This window comes from Sphingomonas leidyi, assembly GCF_011761945.1.
Lineage (GTDB): Bacteria > Pseudomonadota > Alphaproteobacteria > Sphingomonadales > Sphingomonadaceae > Sphingomonas > Sphingomonas leidyi.
Genome location: NZ_JAASQV010000002.1, coordinates 1,021,030 through 1,047,721, shown reverse-complemented (window position 1 = coordinate 1,047,721; position 26,692 = coordinate 1,021,030). Strand labels below are relative to the sequence as shown.

Below are 26,692 nucleotides of genomic sequence, written 5' to 3'. Positions count from 1 at the left end.
GCCCCCTTCCGCCGCCTCCGGCGGCCACGTCCCGGCAGGCGAGTCACGTCGCCACGCCAGCGCACGCCATGGCGGGCTCGTTCTGGGGCAATGACGGCGCACAGCCGCAGCCCACGCCGCAGGACGCGCCGGGAGCGAGCGCGCCATCCGGAGCCGGCAAGGCACCGCCCGCGACCGAAACCATCGGCCGGCGTGCCGGCGCGCTCTCCGACGAACTCAACTTTCCCGATTTCGTCGCCTCGCTGATCCACGGCACCTGGGACGCGATGGTGGATTCCTCGATCCGCCAGATGGACAGCTATGCCGATCTGGTCGCGGCGATATCGAAGCCGCTTTCCCAGTTCCGCGACGAGAACGTCACCGCCAATCAGGCGCGCGACTGGCTGATCGCGCAATATCCCGGCGATATCGGGCTGGCCCGCGGCGATGCCGAGGGTACGCTGGTGCCGCGCAAGGCCAATGGCGAGTCGGGCGAGAGCAATGCGCCGGCCTGGCTCTCCGATTTCGGCCTGGGCGGCCAGGAGCTCACTCCGGAACTGATCGAGGAGCAGCTCGTCCCGGCGGCGCGCGACCGGCTGGCGGGCGACCGGATGCAGACCCTGGCGACGCTGGTGATGCTCGGCATGAACCGCATCGTCGTGAAGGACGGCTCGATCACTGCGCGCCTGCGCTTCCGCGCGGCGGCAGCGGACAAGACCGTGGTCGACTATGCAGTGAGCGACGATCCCGGCAACGCGACGCCGTCGGGCAGCTGGTCGACGCGCGGCAGCACGTCGTATCAGGCGCCGGTCACCAAGGTCTCGACCGTCGGTGTCAATGCCCAGACCGACAGCCAGCTCAACGCCGAGCTGTTCGGCGAAGTGAAGATCAACTTCGCCAGCGAGACGCTGCCGCTCGACCGGTTCGTCGACGATGCGCGGCGCACCCTGCTCGAACGCGCCGCTCGCCCCGCGCAGATAGCTGCCAAGGCGCCCGCCGCCGCACTGCCGCCACCGGGGCCTGCGCCCGCTCCCGCCCCGACGGCGCCGCCCGTCGCGCCACCGGGAGGCGCCGCATGACCCAGGCTGCGCCCCGCCCGCTGGAGGACCTGATCGGCGAGCTGCTCGACGGTATCGCCGCGCTGCCGACGGTCGGGGTGCGCGCGACGGGCATCACGTTCGACTTGCCGATCGAGGCCCGGGTCGATGCCGGCCCCGCCGGCCCGCTGGTCCGCGCCGACCTGCCGCGCACCCGCACCCGCACCTGGTTCGATCGCCCGATCGGCCGCCTCTCGCTCCGCATCGGCACGCTGCCGGTGGAGGAGGCGCGATGATCGGCGAGACCGGCGAAGCGGTGGCGCTCGAGGATTTCATCCAGGCGGTGCAGTCGCAGCTCGATACCGCCCAGGCCCGCATGACGCTCAAGGCGCAGAACGACCGGCTGCCCCTGACCTTCGCGATCCGGGACATCTCGATGGACCTGAAGGCGCATCTCGAGCTCAACCAGGGCGAGTTGCGCATCCGCCCGGCCGGCCCCAGCGACAAGGACCCCACGGTCCTCCATCTCGTCTTCACTGCGATCACCAAGCCGATGATCGAGGAGAATGCCGTCCCCCTCTCGGTCGACGACAAGAACGACGTGCCGCTCTCGGCGTTGGGCGACGAGCTCGACCCCGCCGAGCGCCGCCGCCTGGAAGGCATCGGCGTGCGGACCGTCGAGAAGCTCAACGAGCTCGAGCGCCGCGGCCTCTCCAATTCGGTCGGCCGGATCACCCGGCTGGCGCCGGACAAGCTCGAGCAGGTGCTCGCCCGCGCCTCGCGTCCGATGGTCGACGATGTCAGCCGCGACGGCGCCGACGATGGCGACCAGGCCGACGCGTTGCGCCAGCGGCTGCGAGTGAAGGGCCGCAACCTGCTGCGCGGCGGGATGCCGCCCCAGGTGACGATTGCCGGTCGCCCGGTCGACATCGTCCAGGCGCACGACCATGAGCTCGTCCTGGCCCCCGATCGCGACCAGCTCGCCGGGCAGATGAGCCTGACCCACGACCCCCGCGCGCCGACCGAATTGTGGTTCGACCAGGCGCCGCGCCGCGCCCTTTCCACTCCGCCCTCCAACGGCTTCGACGGAGGCCAGCCATGACCGCCCGGCTCGGCCGCCTCGTCCAGCCCTGGGCGCACCGCGCCGGCGCCTATGCCGCGCCCGGCAGCCTGCTCGTGCGGCTGAAGCTGGGCGAAGTGCCCGCCGGCATCCCCGCCGCGCTCGACGTCCGCCGCCGCGCCGCCCAGCCCGCCGAGACCACGCGGCACGACATACTCGACCGGGTGGTCAAGTCGTTCGGCGGCACGCTGCGCGTCTCCCGCCTCCACGCCGCCGCCCAGGCGCTCCACGCGATCGGCGCGCGCAACCGCGGCTATAGCGAAGCCGAGGAGATCAGCGGCATCGCCCGCGTGCTGCGCCTCGACGTGGAGCCGGACACCCATATCGGCTCGCTCGCCGTCTCGCTGATGCAGCTCGACATCGTCGAATCGGCGATGCCCAACTATCTCTGCACGGTCGGCCTGGATGGGCTCGCCCATCCTCCCCGCCGCGACGAGGATGACGACAATCAGGGCTGGGACCCGCGCGACATGATCCATGCGCGCCAGGCGCTCGCCTATTGCGCGGGGGACGGCGGCGTGATCGTCGGCGTGGTCGACAGCGGCATCAACCCGCATCACCCCGAATTCTCCAGCCAGGCGCTGGACACGGGCGATCGGCTCCGCCGCGGCTATGACACGGTGCAGCTGAGCGAAGGCCAGCTCGCCACCGGCATCCGGCTGCTCGGCGACAACAAGGGTGCCGATACCGATCCCACCGATCGCTATGTCGGCCATGGCACCGCCTGCGCCGCGATCATCGGCGGCAGCGGCGCGGGATTGCCGCCGGGCGTCGCCGGTGCCTGCCGCCTGCTGCCGATCCGCTCGCTCGGTGCGGCACAGCCGCCGGATCACAAGCCCATCGGCATCGGTGCGATCAGCGATCTCGACATGGGGCTGGTGATGGCCGCCCAGCTCGGCGCCAACGTGATCAACTGCAGCTTCGGCACCGATGACGAGGCGATCGAGCCCGGCATGCCCAAGCCCCATGCCGAGGCCGTTGCCTATGCCACCGAGCGCGGCTGCACGCTCGTCGCCGCCTCGGGCAACAGCGGCGACCGGCGCGTCTACTGGCCCGCCGCCTTTCCCCAGGTGATCGCGGTCGGCGCAATCGATGCCGAGCGCCGGGTCGCCGGCTTCTCGACCAGTGGCGACCATGTCGCGCTGTGCGCGCCGGGCGTGAATATCCGCACCGCCGATCTCGACGGCTATCAGCGCGCCACCGGCACCAGCTTCGCGGCGCCCTTCGTCGCCGGCGCGGCGGCCCTGCTCGTCGCCCGGGCGCAGGAGCGCGCCGCCGCGCTCGATCCGGAAACGATCCGGAGAGTGCTGATCGCCAGCGCCCAGCCCCACCGCGCCGACATCGCCGACGGCAACGGCGCCGGCATCCTCGATGCGGCGCGTGCGCTCGCCTTGCTCGATCGCGCGATCGACGCCGACGACACCACCGAATTGGGAGGCGCCGATGACGGCTAGAGCCCGCCCTGCGCGCTAGCGCCCCCGCGCCTCAAACGAAGGACATCGATCTCGAAAAGGAACTTTGAAAATGGCCGACATCCTTATCCCGACCATCCGCTTCGTCGACATCGCCAAGCGCGAGCAAGCCGCCCGCGACGCCATTCTCGACAGCCATGCAAATCTCACCGCCCGGCTCGCCAAGCTGGGCCAGCTCAGCCAGGCGGATGCCGCCGAACTGGCACGCGTCAAGGAGCTGAAGGCGCTGATCGACGGCACCCAGAAGAACCGGCTCTATTTCGATCCCCTCTTCGCGACGGTGCGCGCCGCGCTCGCCTCGGCCGATACCGGGCTTCGGCCGCGCGACGTCGAGCAGGAAGGCGGGGTCCTCAAATTCCCGGAAATGGCCGGTGACAACGCGACCGAAGCCGAGCGCGATGCCGAAGTCGCCCGCGTCGGCCTGATCCTCGGCCTGCTCCAGTATAACGGCACGCCGTTGCCGCAGCTGATCGCCGTCGAGCAGAGCAAGCTCAAGACCCCGCGGCCGGATCCGGCGGATCCCAACAGCGCGGCCTTCGGAGAGGGCCTGTTCAAGGCGGTGGGCCGCATCGCGGGACGGCTGGAGCTCGCCGAGCGCACGCTCAAGCAGGTCGCCGCTGCAGTCAACATCCAGGGCGACAAGCAGCAGCCCGGCGTCTCTTCCGCCGAATATGCGCGCGTGTTCGAAGGGCTGGTCGATCGCGGCGTGACTGCCGGCGACGTCAATCTGAAGCGGCTGGTCGAGGACCAGTTCGACAAGGTCCAGGCGCTCGGCGACGATCAGGCGATGCACGACATCGTGATCGACCTGCCCGACCTGGAGGCGACCACGGCGTTCGAAGTCGTCGCCAGCCATTGCAAGCTGATGGGCTCGTTCATCTTCGCTTCCGCCTTCGAGGAGCTGAAGGCGTTCCAGGTGGTCGACAAGCTGGTCGAGATGTCGCAGCGCGGCGATCTCGCGCTGGTCAAGGGGCCCGCCGGCACCCAGCTCTACAGCTATTGGCGCGAGGCACCGAACCGGATGAGCGAGAGCGAACGCCAAGGCTTCTACGCGATGATGCTCGGCCTGCCGACCGGCCAGCCCGGCATCAAGGTCAACACCGAGTTCCAGGACCTGTGGCTGCGCTTCGTCTCCTCCGTCTCCACGCTGGTGCGGGAAGCGCGCGTCGACGCGCTGATCCGCGCGGCCACGCCGATGGCCGTCAACCAGCAACAGGTGAAGAAGGCGGCGCGCGACCTGGCCACCAACATGTCGCTGCACGGCTATGGCATGGCCTTCTATGCCGCGGCCGACCTCCAGAAGCAGATCAACGACATGATCGCGCTGCTGCAGGACCGGGAATTGCTCTCGGCCTTCGGCGCGAACGACATGTGGGGCGTGATCGACCAGGTCGCCCAGACCGAACTGGGCGGCGCGCGCAACAGCTCCAAATACCGGATGCTCGCCACTAGCGGCGCGATCATCACCGCATGGATCGCCGGCAATACCGAGCGGCTGCGCGATCCCACCTCGCCGATGGTCGACCTCGGCATCGTCGGCAACCCGCCGACCCGCCCGCGCGGCCAGTCGGCGGTGTCGCATCCCAACGACTATGACCTCGTCAATGCCTGCGAGATGTGGCTCGCGGACTCGGCGATGGACGAGGGCCGCATCGAGCAGATGTCGCAGCCGCGCGAGGCACCCAACATGACGAGCCGGCCGATCCAGATCCCGTCGATCGCGCGCGACCTGCTCGACAGCGCCGGGCTCGGCATGGGCATGGGCTATGACCAGGCGCCGCGGGCGAACGGGCACGCCCCGTCCCGCTACGCCGGCTATTGAGCGCGGGCTGGAGGAGAAGGCCATGGGCTACGAACCACTCAGCACGCAGGTGAAGGGGCGGCTGGTCAGCGCCTCGCGCAAGCTGCGCACCGCCAATCCGATGGGCTTTGTCGGGCGGATGCTGGAGGACAGCTTTCCCCTGCCCCTCGGCGATCCGCGCTATGCCGCCAACGCGCTGGTGCCGGGCGCCGCGCCGATAGAACCGGTGTTCGGATCGAACCAGAGCCGCGCGCTCGCCTTCCATCTCGAGCCGCTCGGCCCCGAGGCATCGGGATGCGAGCGGCGCGACATGGCCAGCCGCGAGATGCGGCGGCTGGTGGGCGACAATTTCGGCCGCGAGGCGCTGTACTGGTTCGACGGCGCGAGCGAGAGCCATCGCAGCCTCACTCGCTCCGGGGGCCTGCGCTACGGCGCATTCTTCGGATCGAGCTTCGACCAGAACGGGCTGGAGAGCGCCACCGTCACCTATGAGGGCGGCGGCAGCAATCCGATGACCGAAGTGAATCCGGCGCTCGCCCGGCTGATCGGCCAGGCGATGGCGGCGATGCCGGGCCTGCGCCCGGTTTTCACCACGCTGGTGGCGGGGCGCGACTATGGCAGCCAATGGATCACCTTCCTGCTCACCAACCGCTTCCGCATCGCCGACATGCGGCCGATGCTGGACGAGCTGGGCCTGGGCGAGCGGCTGGCGAGCATCCTGCAGATCGTCGGCGTCGCGCTGGGCGGCCGGTTCGACGTGCCCGACGGCGCCGCCCTCGTGGCCTTCGGGCGCAGCCCCCAGGGCGTGGAGCTCGACCTGCAGATCATGCTCGATGCGATCCCGGACGTGCCGCCCAATTTCCTCCAGCTGCTGACCATGAACCTGCGCGAGCGGCCGCGCGAGCTGGCGGCGCTGGAGCGCTTCCTCGAGGCATTCACGCCCGCCGACGATATCTGGCCCGGCCGCTTCACCATCCTCGGCATCCGCGTCGGCCCCGGCGGGCCGCCCAGGGTGAAGCTCTATCTGCGCCCGGTGGAGTTCGAGATCACCCCCGCCGCCTCGCTGGTAAGCGCCGCGCCGCCCGTTCCCGTCGCCGCCTGAATCGCGGCCGGCCAGTCAAGGACCGAGAAATGAACGCTCCCGCCCAAATCGCCGCCCCCGGGCCCGTGGCGCCGGCCGAGGGAACGCCGCGGCCCGAAGTGCGCGCCAAGGTGCGCGAGATGCTCGCCGCGACGCCGTCCTTCCACCAGCTGCCCCCCGATACCCAGATGCAGGTGGCGCGCGATACCGCGCTGATCGCCGACGCGCTGGTCGGCAAGGCCGAGGCGGGGGCCCAGTCGGTCACCGCGCAGCCGATGGCGCAAGGGCCGACGGGGCAGGAGCAGTGGGAGTCCGACAAGCAGGCGGTCGACGATATCGGCAAGGAGCAATTCTCCGCCGGCTCGCTGATGGCCGGCGCCCAGGCGGCGGGCGAGTTCATGCGCCAGGTGAACTTCGTCGAATTCGTCTCGGGGCTGATCGACGGCGTGTTCAACTCGATCATCACCTCGAACATCCAGCAGATGGAGGCCTATTCGAAGATGGTCTCCGACGTGTCCAAATCCCTGAACCAGTTCCGGGACGACAACACGACGTCGAACGACGGCAAGGACCAGCTCTGCGAGCAGTTCCCCGATCTGTTCGACATCGGCGCCGACTCCTTTTCCGGTGGAGCGCCCCAGCTGCGCGTCAAGGACGGCGCGGACCTCGATGCCGGGCTGTCGAACGTGCGCGATGCGCTGGGCAGCTATGCCGACAAGGAGATCGACTCGATCGACGTCACCGATCCCGAAGTGCAGGAGACGCTGATCAAGGCCGCGCGCGGCCAGATCGCCACTTCGCGCCAGCAGCTGCTCGCCACCATGGTGATGATGGGCCTGTCGCGGATCGTCGTCACCAACGGCAAGATCCAGGCGAAGATCCTCTACGACTTCAACGCGTCGAGCCAGCGCACGCTTTCGCGCACCGCCATGGCGCGCGACTATGCGCGCGACGCCTCGGGCAACCTTGCGGTCACTACCGACGGCGAAGGCGAAAGCGAGCGCAGCGGCAAGAGCAAGGGAGACTATAACAACAGCTATGAAAGCGGGAAGAGCACCTACACGGGCAATTACGACTCCGATTACTATACCAAGGGCAAGTACAAATATTCGCAGAAGCCGGTGATGACCGCCCAGGCGGTGGCGAGCGACCAGAGCGTCGACCAGATCACCGCCAAGGCCAGCCTGGCCGGCACCGTCGACGTGAATTTCAAGAGCGACTATCTGCCGCTCGAGAAGATGGCGACGCCCGAGATGATCGCGGCGATCCAGATGCGCTCCAAGCCGGTCGATCACAACAAGCCGCAATACACGCCGGGGCCCGCGCCCGCCGCCGCGGCACCCGCGCCGGCACCGGCGCCCGCGCCTGCCTCCGCCCCCGCGCCGGCCCGTGCCTGAACCATGGCCCCGCCGCTCCCTTCCGATCCGCAGCCGCAATCGCCGCCGCTCCATGGCGGGCCGGGCGGCATGACCCCCGCGGCAATCGCGCGGGTGCGCCCCAGGGTCCAGGCGATGCTCACCGGCATCCCCGCCTTTGCGATGCTGGGCGCGGCCGAGCAGACGAAGCTCGCCAACGACATGGTGAAGGTCCTCGCCTATATCGACGATCCCGCCGGCGTGGTGGAGCAGGCGGCGACCGCGCCGGCACGCGGCATGGCGGATGCCAACGAGCAGACCCGGCAGAACCTCTCCAGGTCGCCGGGCTTCGCGGGGAAGGATTTCGTCGCCGGCGCCGCGGCCCAGGGCACGCAGCAATTCACCAACCTCGTCCACAATGTCGATTTCCCCGCGTTCGTCGGCGGGCTGATCAACAATGTCTTCAAGTCGATCGTCGAAACCACGATCGAGCAGATGCGCGCCTATGCCGAACTGATCGCCGCGGTGGCCAAGACCGCCGAGGAATATATGGCCGAGAATATCGGCATGGGGCAGGGCCGCGACTATATGGTCGACCGTTTCCCCGACCTGCTGGCGCTCGATGTCGACGCGGACGGCGGCAAGACGAAGCTGCGCGTCACCGGCGAGGACGAGGAGGCCGCGCTCGGCGAGATCCACGCGACCCTGGGCATGGCGGGGCCCGCCCCCACCGACCTGAGCGAGGAAGAGACGGAGGCCGCGTTCGTCAATGCCGCGCGCATCGTGATGGCCAAGTCGCGCCAGCAGCTGCTCGCTTCGATGGTGATGCTCGGCATAAACCGGATCGTGGTCACCGACGGATCCATCACCGCCAAGGTGAAGTTCGACATGCGCGCCACCGACGAAGCCAAGCGCGACTATCGCGCCGCCGCCTATGACCGCCAGTCGAGCCGCAACCGCAACGTCAGTGCGTTCGGCGGCAGCTTCCTGGGTTTTGGCGGCGGCTCGGTGAACGTCAACGAGCAGTCGCATGTCGCCACCGTCAGCACCAGCGTCGACGAGACCAGCGAGTCCAAGCTCGAGCTTGCGGCCAAGATGCAGGGCGAAGTGCGGGTGAACTTCAAGTCCGACTATCTGCCGCTCGAGAAGATGGCCACGCCCGAGATGATCGGCGCAATCCAGGGCAATTCGATACCGCCCTCGCCGCGCGGCGGCACCCGGCCGGCGGCACCCGGCGCTGCCACGCCCACACCCACGCCCGTGCCGGCGGGGCCTTGAGCGATGCAGCACATGACCAGCCTTGCCCTTGCGCTCGAAGCCCGGCCGCCCCTGCCGCATGGGCTGATCCGCGCCGTCGACGATGCCGAGCGGCTGCTCCTCGCCGTCCATGCGCATGCGACGATGCTCGCCGAGCTGGGCGATATCGAACTGCCGCCCGCCGCGCGTGCCGATGCCATGCAGGTGCGCGCCATCGCCAGCCTCTATCTCGCCTCGACGCTGGAGATGGCGGGCCTGATCCAGGCGGCGGACGACTTCACTCGGCTGATGCGCACCGGCGCGCTCGACGGCGACATCGGCGATGCGGCCCCCGCGATCGAACGCTTCTGGCAGGGCCGGAACCAGCGGCCCAGCGAAGCCGAGCGGCTGTCGCTGTTCGGGCGATTATTCGGTGCGCCGACCGGCCCGGAGGATGCCAGCGCCCGCGCCAATGGCGATTTCGAGGAGCTGCTGCTCAACCTGTGCGATGCGATCATGAAGGCCGCGGACGGCGGCAGCCAGGGACGCGCCCGCCAGGCCGCGATCCAGGTCGCGGAGAATGTCTCCGGCGCGGCGAGCGGCATGGTGCTGATGCTCGCGCGCCAGATCCTCGACACGCTTTCCCAGGCCATCGCCCTCCTCAACAATGCGCAGGTGCGCGCGCTGCTGCATGCCCGTACCCTGTGGGACGCGGTCGGCGCGATCGACCGCAAGTTCCGCCGCACGCCACGGCCGACGCTCACGCTGCTGCGCCGGGGCCGCGCCGGCATGGCCGTGCTCGCCTGGCTCGCCGAGCATGTCGACACGATCGAGACCGCCGGCGGCAATCTGGTCCAGGCCAGCGATCCCGTCGTCGATTCCGCAGTCGACTGGGTCGACGAGACGCTGTCGATCGTGCGCGGGCAGGGCAGCGCCCCCCCGGCGCCCAATCCCCCATCCGCTCCCGGCGGCGCGAGCACCAGCTGGCGCGACCTGGGGAGCTGAGCCGTGGCGGCGGCGCTCGCCACCCCTTCGCCGGCGGTGCGCGGCGCGATCCGCGATTCGCTCACCGCGGCCAGCGGCTTCGACGATCTCGACGCGCGTGACCGCCACGAGATCGCCAATGCGCTGGTGCGGATCGCGCACGCCGCGCAACTGTTCGAGGCCGAAGCGAGGGCCGGCGTCGCGCCGCGGAAACCCGCCGCGCTCGCTGCCGGGATGAACGCCGGCGATCATGTCTCGGGCACCGCCGTCGCGGGCGTCGCGGGCACCACCCATGCCGTCCTGCGCGCGATCAGCTTCCCGCGCTTCGTCGCCGAACTGATCAACGGCATCTTCCGCGCGATGGTCGACACCAACCAGCAGCAGCTCCGGCAATATATCGAACTCGTCCGCGGCGTCTCGCAGTCGCTCGACGGCTTCGCCTCGACCGGCGGATCGAGCGACGATCCCGCCAAGCGCTGGCTCGCCGAGCAATTTCCCCAGAGCTTCCGCATCGAGGAGCCCGAACCGCCCGATCCGCGCGACGTGCCGGACCCCGAGGACGTACCCGATCCGATCCGGCTGATCCCGGCGGGCGCACCGCCGACGATCGATGCCGTGCGCGCGGCGCTCAACCTCGAGCCCGACGCCGCGATCCCCGGCACCGGCGCCCAGGAGCTGATCCCCTTCGTGCGCAGCTCGCTGGCGCGCAACCGCCAGCAGATGCTGGCGACGATGGTGCAGATGGGCATGCAACGCATCGTCATCGATTCCGGCAGGATCGCCGCGTCGATGCGCTTCCATATCGACGCCCAGTCGGCCGCGCGCGAGCAGGAGCATAGCGGCTTCGACACCCGCACCTCGCTCGCCGCCAGCGCATCGGGCGGGTTCGGATTCTGGAGCGCGTCGGCATCGGTCAATTCGACCATCGGCTATGTGCGGACCGACGACGTGACCACCAACGAGAGCACCAACGTCTCGGCCGATCTCGACAGCTCGGTCGAACTGCATTTCCGCACCGACCAGGTGCCGCTCGACCGGATCGCATCGCAGAACACAGTCGAACGGCTGCGGCTGAACACGCTCAACCCCGAGCGCGAGGCACAGATCGCGGCCGAGACCGATCGTGCGCGCATCACCGCTGGCGGGGCCGCGAATCCACCGGCCGCGGCCAGCGGCGGAACGGGCCTGGCGCCGGCGCAGACGGTGACCGCACCGGCCCTGGCGCCCGTCACGCCGCGCGGCGCCGCACCGGCTCCCGCGGCGCCGGCGGCAGGCGCGTCCGGCGGATCCAGCGCCCCGCCACCGGCCGGTGGCGGGGCCGCTGCAAACCCGCCCGCGGCCGCGGCACCCGCGCATTGAGGCGAGGGCCGGGCGGCCGACCCTCCGGCACGAGCGCGAGGGGTTGCCGTCGCGGTTGTTGGCAACGCGCATCGCACCGGCGATCGTCAGACAGCATCGGCCCGGGTTTCTTCATCTGTATTTTCCCGATGCGACGTCGCATAATGGGCCAGACCAAATACTTCGGACATGAAAATCAATGTCCTGCCGATTGCAAGAATTCCTGCGGCGTGGAATTTAGCAGATCATGATTATGACCGGCAGCCATGATGCCTTTCTGGTGATGCTGTCGATTCTGATTGCGATCTTCGCGTCTTTCACTGCGCTCAGCCTGGCGAGCCGCATCCGATCCTCCACGGGCTGGACGCGACGCGTATGGATTTCGGCCGCGGCGGCGGCATTGGGCGGTGGCATCTGGTCGATGCATTTCGTCGCCATGCTGGCCTTCCACATGCCGGGCATGCGGATGAGCTATGACTTCGGGCTCACCTTGCTTTCCCTTGCGCTCGCGCTCGGGTTCACCGGCGTCGGCTTCGCCACCTTGAACTGGCAGTCGGTATCCCAGGGAAGGATCGTCGCCACCGGCCTGCTGATCGGCTCGGGCGTGCTCGCGATGCACTATGTCGGCATGGCCGCCATGCGGATGCCCGCGACGCTCAGCTATGAACCCCTCTGGTTCGGCATCTCGGTTCTGATTGCCCTTGGCGCCGCCACCGCCGCGGTGTGGCTCGCATCCCGCGACCGCAAGATGAGCCATCGCATCGCCGCCGCGATCCTGATGGGGTTCGCCATAGCGGGCATGCACTATTCCGGCATGCGCGGCGCAGTGTTCACGGTGAGCGCGCACGCCGAACTGGGCGACGGGCTGCCGAGCGTCGGGCAAGCCTATCTCGCGGGCGCCATCGCCGCCATCACCGTCCTGATCCTGCTGCTCGCGCTGGGTGCCGCGACGCTGGAACGGCTCTTCCAGGGCTTTTCGAGGCGCGAGGCGCGGAGCGCGCTTCGCCTCGAGATCGCGGACATCCTGCGGGAGCGCGATACCGATGAGGCGCTGCACCAGGTCGCGGCGCTGATGGGGAAGCATTTCGGCGTCGCCCGTACCGGCTATGGGAGGCTGGATCCGGCCGAGAAGCTGTTCGACTATGACGTCTGCTGGACGGATGGAGCCGTGCCGCCGCTCCTCGGCCGGCTGCCGGCCGCCGCTTTCGGGATCAAGATCGTGGCCGCACTCGGCAGGGGCGAGACCGTCGTGATCGACGACCTGCTGGAAGCGGCGCTGAGCGACGAACTGCATACCCGCGACACCGCGCGCAAGGTCGACACGCGCTCGATCCTGGTCGTGCCGTTCCTTCGCGACGGGCGCCTGCGCACCATCGTCTATCTCAACGATCGCCATCCGCGGCGTTGGCGGCAGGACGAGATCGCCTTCATGGAGGAGATTGCCGAACGTACCCGCCTGGTGACGGAGCGTGCCGCGGTCGAGGATCAGCTGCGCGAGCTCAACGCGACTCTCGAGGCGCGTGTCGAGGCCCGTTCGATGGAGCTGCGCCGCGCCCAGGAAGCCTTGCTCCAGAGCCAGAAGATGGAAGCGGTCGGGCAGCTGGTTGCCGGCCTTTCGCACGACTTCAACAATGTGCTGGGTGCGGTAGTGGGCGCCTTCGAGCTGATCCGCCGCCGCATGCATGAGCCCGACAAGGTTCGGCATTTCTCCGAAGCCGGGTTGCAGGCCGCCGAACGGGGCTCGAGGCTCACCGCGCAGCTGCTTGCCTTCTCCCGTTCGCAGGACATCCAGCTGCAACCCATATTGATGCGTGACGTGATCGAAGCGCTGGCCGACCTGCTGCGCCGAACGCTGGGCCCGATGATCGCTCTCGAACTGCGTTTCGATCCCTCGCCGGCACCGGTCATGGCCGATCCGACCCAGGTTGAGATGATGGCGCTCAACCTGGCGATCAATGCGCGCGATGCGATGCCGGACGGTGGGCGGCTGACCATTTCGACCGCGCTGCGCACGATCGCCGGCGATCCCGAGATGCGGGATGGCGACTATGTCGAGATCGCCTTCGCGGACACGGGCACCGGCATGGACGAAATGACGCTGCGGCGGGCGATGGAGCCCTTCTTCACCACCAAGCCGGTAGGGAAGGGCACCGGCCTCGGCCTGGCGCAGATCTATGGCAGCGTGCGTCAGGCGGGCGGCACGGTGCGCATCGACAGCGTGCTCGCGCAGGGAACCGAGGTCCGCGTGCTCCTGCCCTGTACGGATCGCGCACCGATGCCGATCGAACAGGGCGAGCCGGAAGTCGCAGCCGCTCTGGGCAGGAGCGTTCGGATATTGCTGGTGGACGACGATCCGGATCTGCGGGTCGTGTTCGCCGCTGCGCTGGAAGCATCGGGGCATGTCGTGACCAGTGCCGCCGACGGACCCGCCGCCCTGGCCCTGCTCGAGGAGGCGGCGCCGGACGTGCTGCTGCTCGATTTCGCAATGCCCGGAATGAATGGCGCGGAAGTCGCCAGCGAGATCCGCCGCCGCAGGCCGGGGCTTCCGATCGTGTTCGCGAGCGGTTTTCCGGATGTCGGAGCGATCGAGGCGATCCAGGGATCGACGGCGATCCTGCGCAAGCCCTTTCATATGGACGAGCTGCTAAAGGCGCTGGGGGACGCCGTTCGCAGCCGCTGATCCTTGCGCGCCGGCCCGTCCGGACCTCGGGGGTGCGCGCGATGCCCCCTTTGCGCGATCGCGCCGAGCGGCAGGTTCGATCGGGTTGCAACGATCCGGTTGACGCTGGCGCATATGCTCGCTTTCTACTGGGTCGATGCTCGGCAAGATGCTGTTCAAAGGGACCTGGCGCGACTATCAGGCGCGCGTGCTCGCCGAGATGGACCGGCATCTTGCCGACGGGCGGTTGCACATCGTCGCCGCGCCGGGATCCGGCAAGACGGTGCTCGGATTGGAGGCGATGCGGCAGATCGGGCGGCCCGCACTGATCCTGTCTCCCAGCATCACCATCCGCGATCAATGGCGCGAGCGGCTGTTTCCGTGGTTTCTCGACGATCGCCATGGCTGGGATGCTCATATCTCATCCGACATCGAGACGCCCGCGACCATGACGATCGCGACCTATCAGGCGCTCCATGCCATATATGCCATGGGCGAAGATCGGTTCGACGCGCTGATCGTGGCGCTGGAGCGCCAGGGGCCGCTGACGCTGATCGTCGATGAAGCGCATCATCTGCGCCGCGAATGGTGGAGCGCGCTGTTCGCGCTGCGCGACCGGTTGAAGGGAACGGTGCTGATCGCACTTACCGCGACACCGCCCTATGACGCACCGCTTTCCGAATGGAACCGCTATGCGGCGCTTTGCGGGCCGATCGACAGCGAGATCTCGGTGCCTGAGCTGGTCCGCAACGGCGATCTCTGCCCACATCAGGATCATGTTCATTTCTCGGTGCCGAACCAGGACGAACTGACGATATTGCTCGAGCGACGGGCGGCGATCACAGCCCTTGTCGCAGGCCTTCTGGGCGATGCCGAGCTGGTCGCGTGCCTTGCCGCACATCCCTGGCTGGTCGAACCCGAGGCGCACGAGGCAGAGCTGTTCGAGCGGCCGGACCATCTCACCGCGCTGATGATCTTCCTGCAGGCTGCGGGACATGCGATCCCGCGCGCGGCGACCCGGCTGCTCGGCGTAGGCGACGCGGAATTGCCGCCGCTCAGCGCAGCCTGGCTCGAACGGCTGTTCGACGGCCTGCTCAACGAACCGCGTAGCAAGGTTCAGCTCGGCGATGCGCGTTGCGCCGAGCTGCGCCGCGTCCTCAACACGCTGGGTGCGGTGCAGAACGGGCGGGTAACGCTCGACGAGAGCAAGCCGGTCTTCACGGCCATGGCCGGCAGCGTCGCCAAGCTCGGCAGCATCGCCGCCATCGTGCGCGCCGAAGCGGTCGCCATGGGCGATGGGCTCCGCCTCGTCATTCTTTCCGACCGGGTTCGCGCGGATGAATTGCCGCCACGCGCCGATGCGTCCTTCGTTCCGGCGAAGCTGGGCGTCGCTCCGATCTTCGAGACATTGCGTCGCGCAGGCCTGGTGGAGAACGGCCTGGCGGTTCTGACCGGAACGCTGGTCATCCTTCCGATCGCCGCGGACATAGCGCTTGAGGCGGAAGCGACGGCGGCACGCATCGACTTGGCGCGCATCCGCCGACGCGCACTGCCCGGATGCCCCGGCCATGTCGCGCTGGAGTTCGGCGGCGGTGAGACGCAGCCGGCAGTGCTGCTGGTGACGCGCCTGTTCCAGCGCGGCGTGATCCGGGTGCTGATCGGCACCCAGGCATTGCTGGGAGAAGGATGGGACGCACCCGCGATCAACAGCCTGATCCTCGCGAGCAATGCCGGCTCCTATATGCTGTCCAACCAGATGCGGGGGCGTGCGATCCGCATCGATCCCGACCAGCCGGGCAAGGTCGCGGCAATCTGGCACCTCGCGACCGTCGCGCCGCGAGGATCGGGCCAGAATTTCTCGGAAGAGAGCGACATGATCGCGCTGGTGCGCAGGTTCGATGCGTTCGAGGGCATCTCGAACGGGGAGGGCCGCATGATCGAGAACGGGATCGGCCGGCTCGGGCTGGATGCCCTGGATGGGCCGGACCAGCGGAATGCCGCGTCGTTCGCATCCGCCCGCGATCGCGCCCGGGTCGCCGACAAGTGGCGCGTCTCGCTTGGCGATGCGACGTCCCGCAGCCATGTCCGGTGCGTCGCCGAGGCGCGTTACGCGCCGCGCCAACTCGCCTGGGCCGACACCTTGCAGGCGTTGATACTGTCGGGGATCAGCGGCGGCGCCCTCTCCGCCGCCGGGGTCGTGCGCCAGTTTGCGCATCTGGGTGGCGCGGCCACGCTGGCAATGCTCTTCTTCGGCGCGACATTTGTCTATGCCCTGCCCAAGCTCGCGCTTGCGGCACGGCTCTGGCGGCGCAACGGCACATTGGAGCGCAGCCTGGCGCAAGTCGGCAGGGCGCTATGCGCCAGCCTGTGCCATGCCGGCGCCCTGGGGCGCGACGAGACCGATTACGAGATCCTCGTGCGGCGATCGCTGTCCGGGCATTGCGAAGTGATCATCGATGGCGCGACCAGGGCCGAGGAACGCGTTTTCCTCGATGCGCTCGCCGAACTGCTCGGCCCCATTCAGAACCCGCGCTACCTCCTGGTCCGCAGAAGCGCGCTATGGGGCAGATCACGCATGGACTATCATGCGGTCCCCGCATCGCTTGGCGTGCGCAAGGAACTCGCCGAGCATTTTCTGGGCGAATGGCGTCGGCGGGTCGGAAGCTCGCGCCTGCTCTTCGCGCGGACGCAGGAGGGGCGTCGCGCGCTGCTTCGGGCGCGGGTCCAGTCCTTTGCCGGAGGGATGCAGCGCGCCTTCCAACGGCGCTCGGTGTGGATGTAGCGCAGCGGGCTTTCCTGCCGACCTGGATTGGTCCGACATGCCGCGCTAGGGTCCGGAACGACGTAGCAACGAAACAAGGATCATGGCGCGCCTACTCCTCGTCGAAGATGACGCCCCCCTGGGCCGAGGCATGCGGGCCGCGCTGGAAGACGCCGGCCATGCAGTCGATTGGGCCAGGACCGGCGAAGAGGCATTGCTGGCGTGCCGCAGCGAAGCCTATGGCGTCATCCTGCTGGACCTCGGCCTTCCCGACATCGCGGGGCTGGCGGTGCTCCGCGAACTTCGGGACAAGAACCGGCTCGTCCCGGTCATCGTCATCACCGCGCAGGACCGGATCACCCAGCGCGTTGCGGGGCTGGATGCCGGTGCCGACGATTATCTGGTCAAGCCGCTGGATATCGACGAGCTGGCCGCGCGCGTGCGCGCGCAGCTGCGGCGGCGCGACGGACGGGGATCCGATCTTCTCGTCGCGCGCGACGTGGCGCTCGACCTCGGAGGACGCACCGTCCGGCTACGCGACCGGCCGGTCGCGCTGACCGCCAAGGAATTCCGGATAGCCGCGCTCCTCATGCGCCGGGCCGGCCGCTTCGTCAGCAAGGCGGAACTCGAAGCGGCGCTGTACGACCAGGATCAGTATATCGAGAGCAATACGGTGGAGGTGGCCATCTCGGCGCTGCGGCGCAAGCTGGACAAGGACTTCATCGTCACCGCCCGCGGGCTCGGCTACATGGTCGCGAAATGAAGGGGGCGATCGGCAGCTCCCTTACCGGCGCCCTCTATGTCCGCACCCTGCTCCTGGTCGCAGTGACGGGAATGCTGATGGCCGGGGTGCTCTTCGCGATCGTGCGCGCCGATATCAACCAGCGCGCGGACCAGCAGCTGATCACCGCGACCCATGTGCTGCATCTGCTCATGCGCGAGGAATTCACCGCGGAGGACCCCAAGTCGCGGACGAACCACGATACGCCCTATCGGAGGCTGCTCAGCGAAGAGGATCTCAGCGCGTTCCGGGCCTCGGCCGCCTGGCGCCAGTTCGCCGTCTTCCATTTCGGCATTCCGGCGGTGCGGCCGACGCGAAGCGATGTCGAGAAGGGCGTGGCCGCGACGCCCGGATTTCGCACCTTCGACGTCGGCGACGCCAGATGGCGCAGCTATGGCCTGGCGGTTCCGGAGCAACGGCTGCTGATCGTGGTGGCCGAACCGATGCAGGTGCGCGGCGGGCTGATCCTGCGCGTCGGCGAGCAGCTGGCGATACCGATCATGCTTCTGATCCTCGGCAGCGCGGTGCTGCTATGGCTCACCTTGCGGCGCGGGCTGTCGGCGGTGCAGCAGCTCAGCGCGACGCTCGCCAACCGGTCCGCGGCCGAATTGGAGGCGCTCCACCTCCCTGCCATGCCGAGCGACCTGGCGCCGATCATTGCCGCGCTGAACGGCCTGCTCGAACGGGTGCGGGCCGCGATCGAGCATGAACAGGCCTTTGCCGATCAGGCCGCGCATCAGTTGCGCACGCCGCTTGCCGCGCTGAAGGTACGGGCGCAACTGCTGCTGCGGCGGGCGCCGCCCGAATCCGAGGAGCATGCGGCGCTTTCCGATCTGCTGGAAAGCGTGGATCGCGGCAGCGACACGATCACCCAGATGCTGCAGCTCGCCCGGCTCGACGCGGCGACGCTCACGCGCGAACGGGTCGATCTGCGCGAACTGGCGGGCGAAGTCATCGCGGATCGCGCACTGTTCGCGGCGCGGGCCGGTGCCGATTTCTCGCTGACGGCCCCCGCAGTGGCAATCGCCTCGACCGACCCGACGCCGTTGCGGGTGGCACTGGCGACGATCATCGACAATGCCGTGGAGCATGCGGCAAGCGGCGGGACGATCGATGTCGAGATCCGCTCCGTTGGCGGGAGGACGGCGCTGGTCGTGCGCGATCGCGGCCCGGGCATGGATCCCGAACGCCTGTCGGGAGCGGCGGGCCGGGACGGCGATTCCCGCCCCGGCGGGGGGCTGGGCCTGGCAATCGCCCGGCGGGCGGTGACGGTGCTGGGCGGCGAACTGCTGCTCGAGAACCGGGACGACGGCCCGGGGCTGCGGGCGACGATTTTCCTGCCGGATTGACCGCCGCCTTCAGTTTCGCATCAGCTTCGCGATCTATCGGCGGCGCTTCTCCTGCCGTTCGAGGTTGCCTTGACCGAAACCGTCCCGCCCGCGCCATCGCCGGAAGCGCTGCCCCGCAGGCGGCAGATCGCCTATGTGCTGGCCGGCGCGGCGATCCTGCTGGCCGCGATCGTGCTGGCGTCGCTGCTGCACCGGCAGGATCCCGATCCGGCGGAGACACCGGGCGAACCGGGGATATTCCAGGCGACCCCGGATCAATATGCCGCCATGGAGATCCGCGCGGTGGGAACGGCGGCGGATGGCGCGACTGTGCGCGCGACCGGCACCATCTCGGTCGATGAAGACCGTTCCACGCCGGTGCTGCCGCCGCTGACCGGCCAGGTGACTCGCGTGTTCGTCGAAGCCGGGCAACGCGTCGCCCATGGCCAGCCGCTGTTCGAAATCCGATCGACCGAGCGGGCGCAGGGCGCCAACAGCCTGGTCGCGGCCGCCGCCCAGCGCGACACCGCGCGCGCCCAGCTCGGCATCGCCCAGGGCAATGCCCAGCGCGAGGAACTGATCTACCGGAATGGCGGCGGCGCGCTGCGCGACTATCAGCAGGCGAAGAGCGAGCTGGTCGCCGCGCAGGCGGCGATGCGCACCGCCGATGCCGCCTATGTCGTGGCGCGCAACCAGATCGCGATCCAGGGCGGCACGGCGGGGGACATCGCGCGTATCGCCCGGGGCGGGCTGGCCGGAAATGCGATCGTGCGCGCGCCGATCGGCGGGATCGTCGCCAATCGCGCGATCAGCGCCGGCCAGTATCTCGGCGCGGCTTCGGAGGGGCCGGCGCTGGTGATCACCGATCCCGCCTCCGTATGGCTGGTGGCGCAAGTTGCCGAGAGCGATGCGAGCCGGGTCCGCGTCGGCGATCAGGTGACGGTGACGACCCCGGCCGCTCCGGGCCGGCACTTCACCGCGCAGGTGCGGATGATCGGGTCCGCGCTCGATCCGAATACCCATCGCCTGCCGGTCCGCGCCGTCATCGCCAATCCCGACGGCGTGCTCAAGCCCCAGATGTTCGCAAGCTTCGCCATCGCCGCACCGGCAAGGGCCGCGCCCGGCACCGCGCTCGTCGTCCCCGCGGAAGCCGTCATCCGCGAAGGCGACAATGCCCGCGTCTGGGTCGCCCAGCCCGGCCGACGCCTCGTCGCCCGCAACGTGGCCGTGGCGGAGGGCCCGGGCGACGGCACGATCCGGATCACCGCGGGGCTCCGCCCCGGCGAGCGGATCGTCACCAAGGGCGCCATCTTCGTCAACGAAGCCGGCATTCCGGGCTGATCGCGATGAACCGCCTGGTCGCCTTCGCGCTGCATCAGCGCGTGCTCATGGTCCTGCTGCTCGTCGCGATGATCGCCACGGGCGGCTTCGCCTTCCTCAGGCTCAATATCGAAGCCTATCCCGATCCGGTGCCCCCCGCGGTAGAGATCGTCACGCAGAATCCCGGCATCTCGGGCGAGGAGATCGAGCGCAACATCACGATCCCGATCGAAGTGGCGATGGCGGGCATCCCGCACATCACGTCGGTCCGCACCATCTCGTTGTTCGGCCTGAGCGACGTGAAGATCCAGTTCAGCTACGACTATACGTTCGAGCAGGCGCAGCAGCAGGTGATCAACCGGCTGAACCAGATCGACGGGCTCCCGGCCGGCGTACAGCCCGGCATTTCGCCGGTCAGCCCGATCGGCGAAATCTATCGCTACCGCGTCGTCGGGCCGCCGGGCTATTCGGTGATGGACCTGAAGACGATCCAGGACTGGGTGGTCGAGCGCCGGATCAAGGCGGTGCCGGGCGTGATCGACGTGACCGGCTGGGGCGGCAAGACGCGCACCTACGAAGTCGTCATCGACAACGACAAGCTGGTCGCCGAAGGCGTCACCGCCGCCAACGTGATCGACGCGCTCGGCAAGAGCAACGCGAATGTCGGCGGGCAGACGGTGACGTTCGGGCCGCAGAACGCGATCGTGCGCGGCGTCGCGCTGATCCACTCGGTCGACGACATCAACCGGGTGCTGGTCGGCACGCATGGCAGCGCGCCGGTCAGGCTGGGCGACGTGGCGACCGTCAAGGTCGGCAACCAGCCGCGGCTCGGCATCGCCGGGCAGGACCGGGACGACGACATCGTCCAGGGCACCGTGCTGATGTATCGCGGCGCGCAGTCGAGCCCGACGATCAAGGCGGTCGAGAACGCGGTCCAGGACATCAACGCGTCCGGCATCCTGCCGCCCGGCGTCAAGCTCGAGCGGATCTACGACCGGTCCGGCCTGATCGCGCTGACGACCAGCACCGTCATCCGCAACATGATCGAGGGCATCCTCCTCATCTTCCTTCTGCAATGGCTGTTCCTGGGGAATCTGCGCTCGGCGCTGATCGTGGCGACGACGATTCCCTTCGCGCTCTGCTTCGCGGTGCTGATCCTCACCGTCCAGGGCGAGTCGGCGAACCTGTTGTCGGTCGGCGCGCTCGATTTCGGGCTGATCGTCGACGCGACCGTGATCATGGTCGAGAACATCTATCGCCACCTGGTCGAGCGCAGCCATGCCGTCGCGCGGGGCAACGGGCATTATACGCCCGGCAACCGGCTGTCCGCGATCCTGAACGGCGCGGGCGAAGTCAATCGCGGCATCTTCTTCGCCGCCGCGATCATCATCGCCAGCTTCATCCCGCTGTTCACGCTCTCCGGCGTCGAGGGCCATATCTTCGGGCCCATGGCGAAGACCTATGCCTATGCCATCGCCGGCGGGCTGATCGCCACCTTCACGGTCTCGCCGGTGCTTGCCGCGCTGCTGCTCCCCGACCGGCTGAGCGAAGTCGAGACCTGGATCGTGCGCAAGCTGCGCGGCATCTACGAGCCGGCGGTGCGCTTCGCGATCGCCAATCGGGTGCTGACGCTCGGCGGCGCCGGTGCGCTGGTGATCGCGGCCGGCGCCACCACCTTCACGCTCGGCGTCGAGTTCCTCCCCAAGCTGGAGGAAGGCAACATGTGGATACGCGCCACCATGCCGGCCTCGGTCTCGCTCGAGGAGGGGCAGAAGGTGGTCAACGAGGCGCGCCGGATCATCCGCTCCTATCCCGAAGTGCAGACCGTGGTGTCGCAGCATGGCCGCCCCGACGACGGCACCGACGCGACCGGCTTCTTCAACGCCGAATTCTTCACGCCGCTGAAGCCGAGCGACCAATGGCCGCACGGGATGACCAAGGCCAAGCTGACCGCCGATATGCAGAAACGGCTGAGCGATCGCTTCCCCGGCGTCGAGTTCGCCTTCTCGCAATATATCCAGGACAATGTCGAGGAGGCCGCCTCGGGCGTGAAGGGAGCGAACTCGATCAAGCTGTTCGGCCCCGATCTCGCGACGCTGGAAAGGACGGGCAAGCAGATCGAGGCAGTGATGGCCAAGGTGCCGGGCATCGCCGATCTCGGCATGTTCGAGCTGCTCGGCCAGCCGACCGTCCAGGTGGTGCCCGACCGCGACAGGGCGGCGCGCTACGGCCTGACCCCGGAGGACATCAACCAGGTGGTCCGCGCCGCGATCGGCGGCGAGGAGGCCGGCGACCTGTACGAGCGCGCCACCGACCGGCACTTCCCGATCGTCGTGCGCCTGCAGCCCGGGCAGCGCGACAGCCTGGAGAGCATCCGCCGGATCACCGTCGGCGCGCCGGGCGCCAATGGCGCGGTGGTGCAGGTGCCGCTTTCGGAAGTCGCCGAAGTGAAGCTGACCACCGGCCCCTCCTTCGTCTATCGCGAGCATCAGGAACGCTATGTTCCGATCAAGTTCGCAGTGCGCGGGCGCGACCTGGGCGGCGCGGTGAGCGAGGCGCAGCAGGCCGTGGCCCAGCAGGTCAAGCTCCCGCCCGGCTATCATCTCGAATGGGCCGGCGAGCTCGGCAATCTCGAGAATGCGGTATCGCGGCTGAAGCTGGTGGTGCCGATCAGCCTCGGGCTCATCCTGCTGCTGCTCTTCCTGAACTTCGGCTCGGCGATCGACATGCTGCTCGCCGCCTCGGTGATGCCGATGGCGCTGATCGGCGGGGTGCTGGCCCTGGTACTGACCGGCACGGCGTTCAGCATCTCCGCCGCGATCGGCTTCGTCGCGCTGCTCGGCGTCTCGGTGATGGACGGGATCATCGTCCTGACTGCCTTCAACCAGGCGATCGACGAAGGCATGGCGCGCGCGCAGGCGCTGGCGCGGGCATGCAGCCAGAGCCTGCGGCCGGTGGTCATGACCTGCCTGGTCGCCGCGATCGGCCTGGTTCCGGCCGCCTTTTCCAGCGGCATCGGCAGCCAGGTGCAGAAGCCGCTGGCGATCGTGGTGGTCGGCGGGATGATTCTCGCGCCGCTGCTGATCCTGCTGGTGCTGCCCGTGCTGGTCGACCTGTTCTCGCGGCACAAGCCCATCCTCGTCGGCGAAGGGGAGGCATCCGCGTGAAGCCGTATCCCGCAATGGTGGCCGTCGCCCTGCTGTCGGGCTGTACCGTCGGCCCGTCCTTCACGCCGCCTGCGGCACCGTCCAGCTCGGCCTATACCCCCGTCGCGCCGCCCGCGGAGATTCCCGCGACGGCAAGCACGCCCGGCGAGGCGCTGGCGATGGGTGCGGAGCTGCCGGCGCGCTGGTGGACGCAATTCGGCAATCCGGCGCTGAACCGCCTGGTCGACATGGCGCTCGCGGCGAACACCGATGTGGCGATCGCCGACGCCAACCTGCGCCAGGCGCGCGCGCAGGCGGCGGCGGCCGCGGGAAGCCGCCTGCCCGAGGCCGATATCGGCTATCAGGCATCGCGCACCCGGGCATCGGAGTCGCTCTCCGATCCGCTGTCGGAGCCTGGCGTCTTCCTCTACGGCCTGCACACCACGACGTTGAACATTTCCTATCCGCTCGACCTGTTCGGCGGGGCGAGGCGGCGGGTCGAATCCGCCCGCGCGACGGCCGAGGCCTCCGCCTTCCGGCTCGAAGCCGCCCGGGCGGCCGTGGCGGCCAACACCGTCCTCGCCGCGATCGAGGAAGCGGCGCTGCGCGAGAAGATCGCGGCCACCGAGGCGAGCATCAAGGCCAGTCGCGAGGTGCTGGCCCTGCTGCGCGTCCAGCAGGATGCCGGCGCCATCGGAAAGGCGGATGTCGCGGCCCAGGTCGCGGTGCTGGCCCAAGCGGAAGGTGCGCTGCCGGCGCTGATCAAGGCACTGGGCCATCAGCGCTCGGCACTGTCGATCCTGCTCGGGCGCGAGCCTGCCGAGCCGCTTCCGGCGACGCCCGATCTCGACACGCTGGCGCTGCCCGCGACGCTGCCCGTTTCCCTGCCGTCCCTATTGGTCCGCCAGCGCCCCGACGTGCGTGCCGCCGAGGCATCCCTGCATGCGGCAAGCGCCGATGTCGGCGTCGCCATCGCGGCTCGCCTGCCGTCGATCAGCCTGAGCGCGTCGGCGGGCGGCCAGGCCTCGCGCTTCGGCGACATGTTCAGGGGCGGCAACCCGTTCTGGTCCCTGATCGGCGGCATCACCCAGCCCCTTTTCCATGGCGGCGCGCTTCGCCAGCAGCAAAGGGCGGCCGAGGCCGCGCTCGACGGGGCCAAGGCGCAATATCGTGCCGCGGTCCTTGGCGCATTCGGTGACGTGGCCGATGCCCTGACCGCGCTGCATGCCGATGCGGCAGCCCTGGCCGCGGCCGAGAAGGCGGATGGGGCGGCGGCCGAGAATCTCGGATATCTCGCCTATCAACTCCGCCTTGGACAGGTCGGCACGCTCGCTCTCCTGAATGCGACCGCGACCCGGAGCCAGACCGCGATCGCCCTTGTCGACGCCCGCGCTACCCGGTTCGGCGACGTGGCGGCGCTGTACCTCGCACTCGGCGGCAGCACGCAGGACGCGCGATAGGAGGAGGATGCAATGGGCGGCGTGATCGGCGCAATAGGCGCGAAGTTCGTGATCGCGGCGACGGGATTGCTGGTCTCGGCCTCGATCGAGGGACATCGGCTGCAAGCCAGGATCGACCCGGGTTCCGAATCCTCAACCGTAAGCGCGCGCATCGCGGACCAGGTCGACGGGCGTGGCGCACCCCATGGCGCCGGCAGCATGTTGCGGCGCGGCCGCCCGATGACGATCGCGATGTCGGGCGGGACCTTTCCCGTCGAAGCCCTGGCCGTCGCGCCTTCGCGACCGGAAGCGGGAGGCGATTTCCGCATCGGCCGCGACATTCTCGAAGGCCATGTCTTTGATCTGGATTTCCGAAGCCGCCAGATCCGGATGGTGCTGCCCTATGAATATGCGCGCGCGACCCGGCGCCTGATCGCGGTCGACTTGACGCCCGGCCCGGATGGAAGCTGGACCTTCCCGGCCAGCGTCGGCGGAAAGCCGGTTGCCGCGACGCTGCGACTGTCCGATCCGCGCGGCGCGACGATCGGCCTTCCGTCATCGGCGAACGGCGGCGCCCCCCTTGTCCTTGCCGTGGGTACGACGACCCTTTCGATCTCCGACGTGGTGCGCGCGGCCCCGGCAGATGCGCGCGCCCCGGTCGTCCTCGGCCTCGGGGCCTTTGATGGCCGTCGCGTCATGCTCGATCTGCCGCATCGACTATTCTGGATCGACCCGCGCGGCTCCCGCGCGGGAGGAGAGACCGGCCGCAGCCACCGGATACGAAACGGCGCCTGATTCGACCTGGCCGATCTAGAGAGAGTCCATCGTGGCGCGAAACGCCGGGACGACCCAGTCGCGGAAGCGAGCGACCTTGCGGGCATGCCTGCGGTTTTCCGCATAGGCGAGCCAATAGGCAGTGCCCTCATCGGCCACATGGGTGAAGGGACGCACGAGGCGACCGCTCGCGAGTTCGGAACTCCAGAGCATCGGGGTCATCAGCGCAAGTCCATGCCCCGCCATTGCCGCCTGGCCTTCGCTTGCCTGCGAGTCCATGCGAATCCCGCCGCGCCTGGCATCGTCCATGTCCTCCACCCCGGCACTCCGGAACCATATCGGCCACCATCGATCCTGCGGGCTGATCCTCCGCATGTCCCGCGCCTCGCGGACGTCCAGCGGCAAGGGGCGCCCCTCGAGTAGCGCCGGGCTGCACATCGGCGTGAAGGACACCATGGCCAGATGCTCGGCCTTCAGGCCCGGCCAGTCGCCGCGGCCGGTGCGTATCGCAACATCGATGCGGGCTTCCGCGAGGTCGATCACCGCGCTGCCGACTTCGAGCTCGATCTCGATATCCGGATGCGCAGCTTGGAAGGAGCCGATGTTCCGCGCGAGCCAGTTGTTCGCGACGCTCGCCGTCGTGGCAATGCGCAGCACCGTCTCGCTCTCGCCGGTCAGTTCGTCGAACGCCATCTCGATCTCGTCGAAGGCGGTCGCCAGCCGCGCTGCGACGCGAGCACCGCCGGCGGTCAGCTCGGCGCGCCTTCCCCGGCGAAAGAAAAGCGGTTCGCCGACCCGCTCCTCGAGTATCCTGATCTGATAGCTGATGGCGGCCTGGGTCATCCCCAGTTCGGCCGCCGCCGCCGTGAAGGTGCCGTTGCGCGCGACTGCTTCAAAGGCCCGGACTGCAGGAAGCGGTGGTAGCCGTCGCATGGCGCTTGATAAAGCCTCTTGATAAGGCAAGTCGATCCTTTTGTTGGAAGCCGCCGCCGAAGATCCGCATCTCCCTCCCGGTCGTACGAGGCCAGGAGGCAGCCATGATCGATGAGATGTATGATCGCGCTTGGGTTGAGCATCGCGG

19 protein-coding genes are annotated in these 26,692 nt (G+C 68.9%); 18 read left to right on the top strand and 1 reads right to left on the bottom strand.

Features of this window, described 5'->3' with window-relative positions; translation table 11 throughout:
• Positions 1-68: 68 nt before the first annotated feature.
• The 18 genes from FHR20_RS14725 to FHR20_RS14640 all read left to right on the top strand — a co-directional run bounded on the left by FHR20_RS14725 (position 69) and on the right by FHR20_RS14640 (position 25,632).
• Complete coding sequence (locus FHR20_RS14725; RefSeq protein WP_167300313.1) at positions 69-1,058, top strand: hypothetical protein; 990 nt, start codon at positions 69-71, stop codon at positions 1,056-1,058.
• The gene (locus tag FHR20_RS14720) at positions 1,055-1,312 is read left to right on the top strand and encodes a hypothetical protein (RefSeq protein WP_167300312.1); all 258 of its coding nucleotides are present in this window, start codon (positions 1,055-1,057) and stop codon (positions 1,310-1,312) included. The genes FHR20_RS14725 and FHR20_RS14720 overlap by 4 nt, the downstream gene beginning before the upstream one ends.
• The gene (locus FHR20_RS14715) at positions 1,309-2,118 is read left to right on the top strand and encodes a hypothetical protein (protein WP_167300311.1); all 810 of its coding nucleotides are present in this window, start codon (positions 1,309-1,311) and stop codon (positions 2,116-2,118) included. The genes FHR20_RS14720 and FHR20_RS14715 overlap by 4 nt, the downstream gene beginning before the upstream one ends.
• Entirely contained in the window at positions 2,115-3,590 is a 1,476-nt protein-coding gene (locus FHR20_RS14710; protein WP_167300310.1) for a S8 family peptidase, read from the top strand. The genes FHR20_RS14715 and FHR20_RS14710 overlap by 4 nt, the downstream gene beginning before the upstream one ends.
• Positions 3,591-3,660: 70 nt before the next feature.
• Positions 3,661-5,430 carry a hypothetical protein gene (locus tag FHR20_RS14705; protein ID WP_167300309.1) on the top strand — a complete coding sequence of 590 codons (1,770 nt, stop codon included), beginning with the start codon at positions 3,661-3,663 and terminating at the stop codon, positions 5,428-5,430.
• Positions 5,431-5,452: 22 nt separating this feature from the next.
• Positions 5,453-6,511, top strand: a complete 1,059-nt coding sequence (locus FHR20_RS14700; protein WP_167300308.1) for a hypothetical protein — start codon at positions 5,453-5,455, stop codon at positions 6,509-6,511.
• 29 nt (positions 6,512-6,540) lie between these two features.
• A complete protein-coding gene (locus FHR20_RS14695; protein ID WP_167300307.1) occupies positions 6,541-7,887 on the top strand; it encodes a hypothetical protein in 1,347 nt (448 codons plus the stop codon).
• Between the two features lie 69 nt (positions 7,888-7,956).
• Positions 7,957-9,123 (top strand): hypothetical protein, encoded by a 1,167-nt coding sequence (locus FHR20_RS14690; protein WP_167300306.1) that lies wholly within the window; start codon positions 7,957-7,959, stop codon positions 9,121-9,123.
• A gap of 12 nt (positions 9,124-9,135) precedes the next feature.
• The gene (locus FHR20_RS14685; protein ID WP_167300305.1) at positions 9,136-10,086 is read left to right on the top strand and encodes a hypothetical protein; all 951 of its coding nucleotides are present in this window, start codon (positions 9,136-9,138) and stop codon (positions 10,084-10,086) included.
• 3 nt (positions 10,087-10,089) lie between these two features.
• Positions 10,090-11,424: a hypothetical protein gene (locus tag FHR20_RS14680; RefSeq protein ID WP_167300304.1), complete on the top strand. Its 1,335-nt coding sequence runs from the start codon at positions 10,090-10,092 to the stop codon at positions 11,422-11,424.
• Between the two features lie 232 nt (positions 11,425-11,656).
• Positions 11,657-14,083 (top strand): MHYT domain-containing protein, encoded by a 2,427-nt coding sequence (locus FHR20_RS14675; protein WP_167300303.1) that lies wholly within the window; start codon positions 11,657-11,659, stop codon positions 14,081-14,083.
• Between the two features lie 148 nt (positions 14,084-14,231).
• Positions 14,232-16,844: a DEAD/DEAH box helicase family protein gene (locus tag FHR20_RS14670; protein ID WP_167300302.1), complete on the top strand. Its 2,613-nt coding sequence runs from the start codon at positions 14,232-14,234 to the stop codon at positions 16,842-16,844.
• Between the two features lie 82 nt (positions 16,845-16,926).
• Positions 16,927-17,586, top strand: coding sequence for a response regulator transcription factor (locus tag FHR20_RS14665; RefSeq protein WP_167300301.1), 660 nt, complete (start codon positions 16,927-16,929; stop codon positions 17,584-17,586).
• The gene (locus FHR20_RS14660) at positions 17,583-18,953 is read left to right on the top strand and encodes a sensor histidine kinase (RefSeq protein WP_167300300.1); all 1,371 of its coding nucleotides are present in this window, start codon (positions 17,583-17,585) and stop codon (positions 18,951-18,953) included. The genes FHR20_RS14665 and FHR20_RS14660 overlap by 4 nt, the downstream gene beginning before the upstream one ends.
• Positions 18,954-19,022: 69 nt before the next feature.
• Entirely contained in the window at positions 19,023-20,273 is a 1,251-nt protein-coding gene (locus tag FHR20_RS14655; protein ID WP_167300299.1) for an efflux RND transporter periplasmic adaptor subunit, read from the top strand.
• Between the two features lie 5 nt (positions 20,274-20,278).
• Complete coding sequence (locus tag FHR20_RS14650; protein WP_167300298.1) at positions 20,279-23,419, top strand: efflux RND transporter permease subunit; 3,141 nt, start codon at positions 20,279-20,281, stop codon at positions 23,417-23,419.
• Positions 23,416-24,858 (top strand): efflux transporter outer membrane subunit, encoded by a 1,443-nt coding sequence (locus FHR20_RS14645; RefSeq protein ID WP_286712078.1) that lies wholly within the window; start codon positions 23,416-23,418, stop codon positions 24,856-24,858. Before FHR20_RS14650 ends, FHR20_RS14645 begins: the two co-directional genes overlap by 4 nt.
• A gap of 66 nt (positions 24,859-24,924) precedes the next feature.
• Complete coding sequence (locus FHR20_RS14640; RefSeq protein ID WP_208413593.1) at positions 24,925-25,632, top strand: pepsin/retropepsin-like aspartic protease family protein; 708 nt, start codon at positions 24,925-24,927, stop codon at positions 25,630-25,632.
• A gap of 15 nt (positions 25,633-25,647) precedes the next feature.
• On the opposite strand, the gene FHR20_RS14635 is transcribed toward FHR20_RS14640, so the two are convergent.
• Complete coding sequence (locus FHR20_RS14635) at positions 25,648-26,544, bottom strand: LysR substrate-binding domain-containing protein (RefSeq protein ID WP_167300296.1); 897 nt, start codon at positions 26,542-26,544, stop codon at positions 25,648-25,650.
• Positions 26,545-26,692 lie beyond the last annotated feature (148 nt).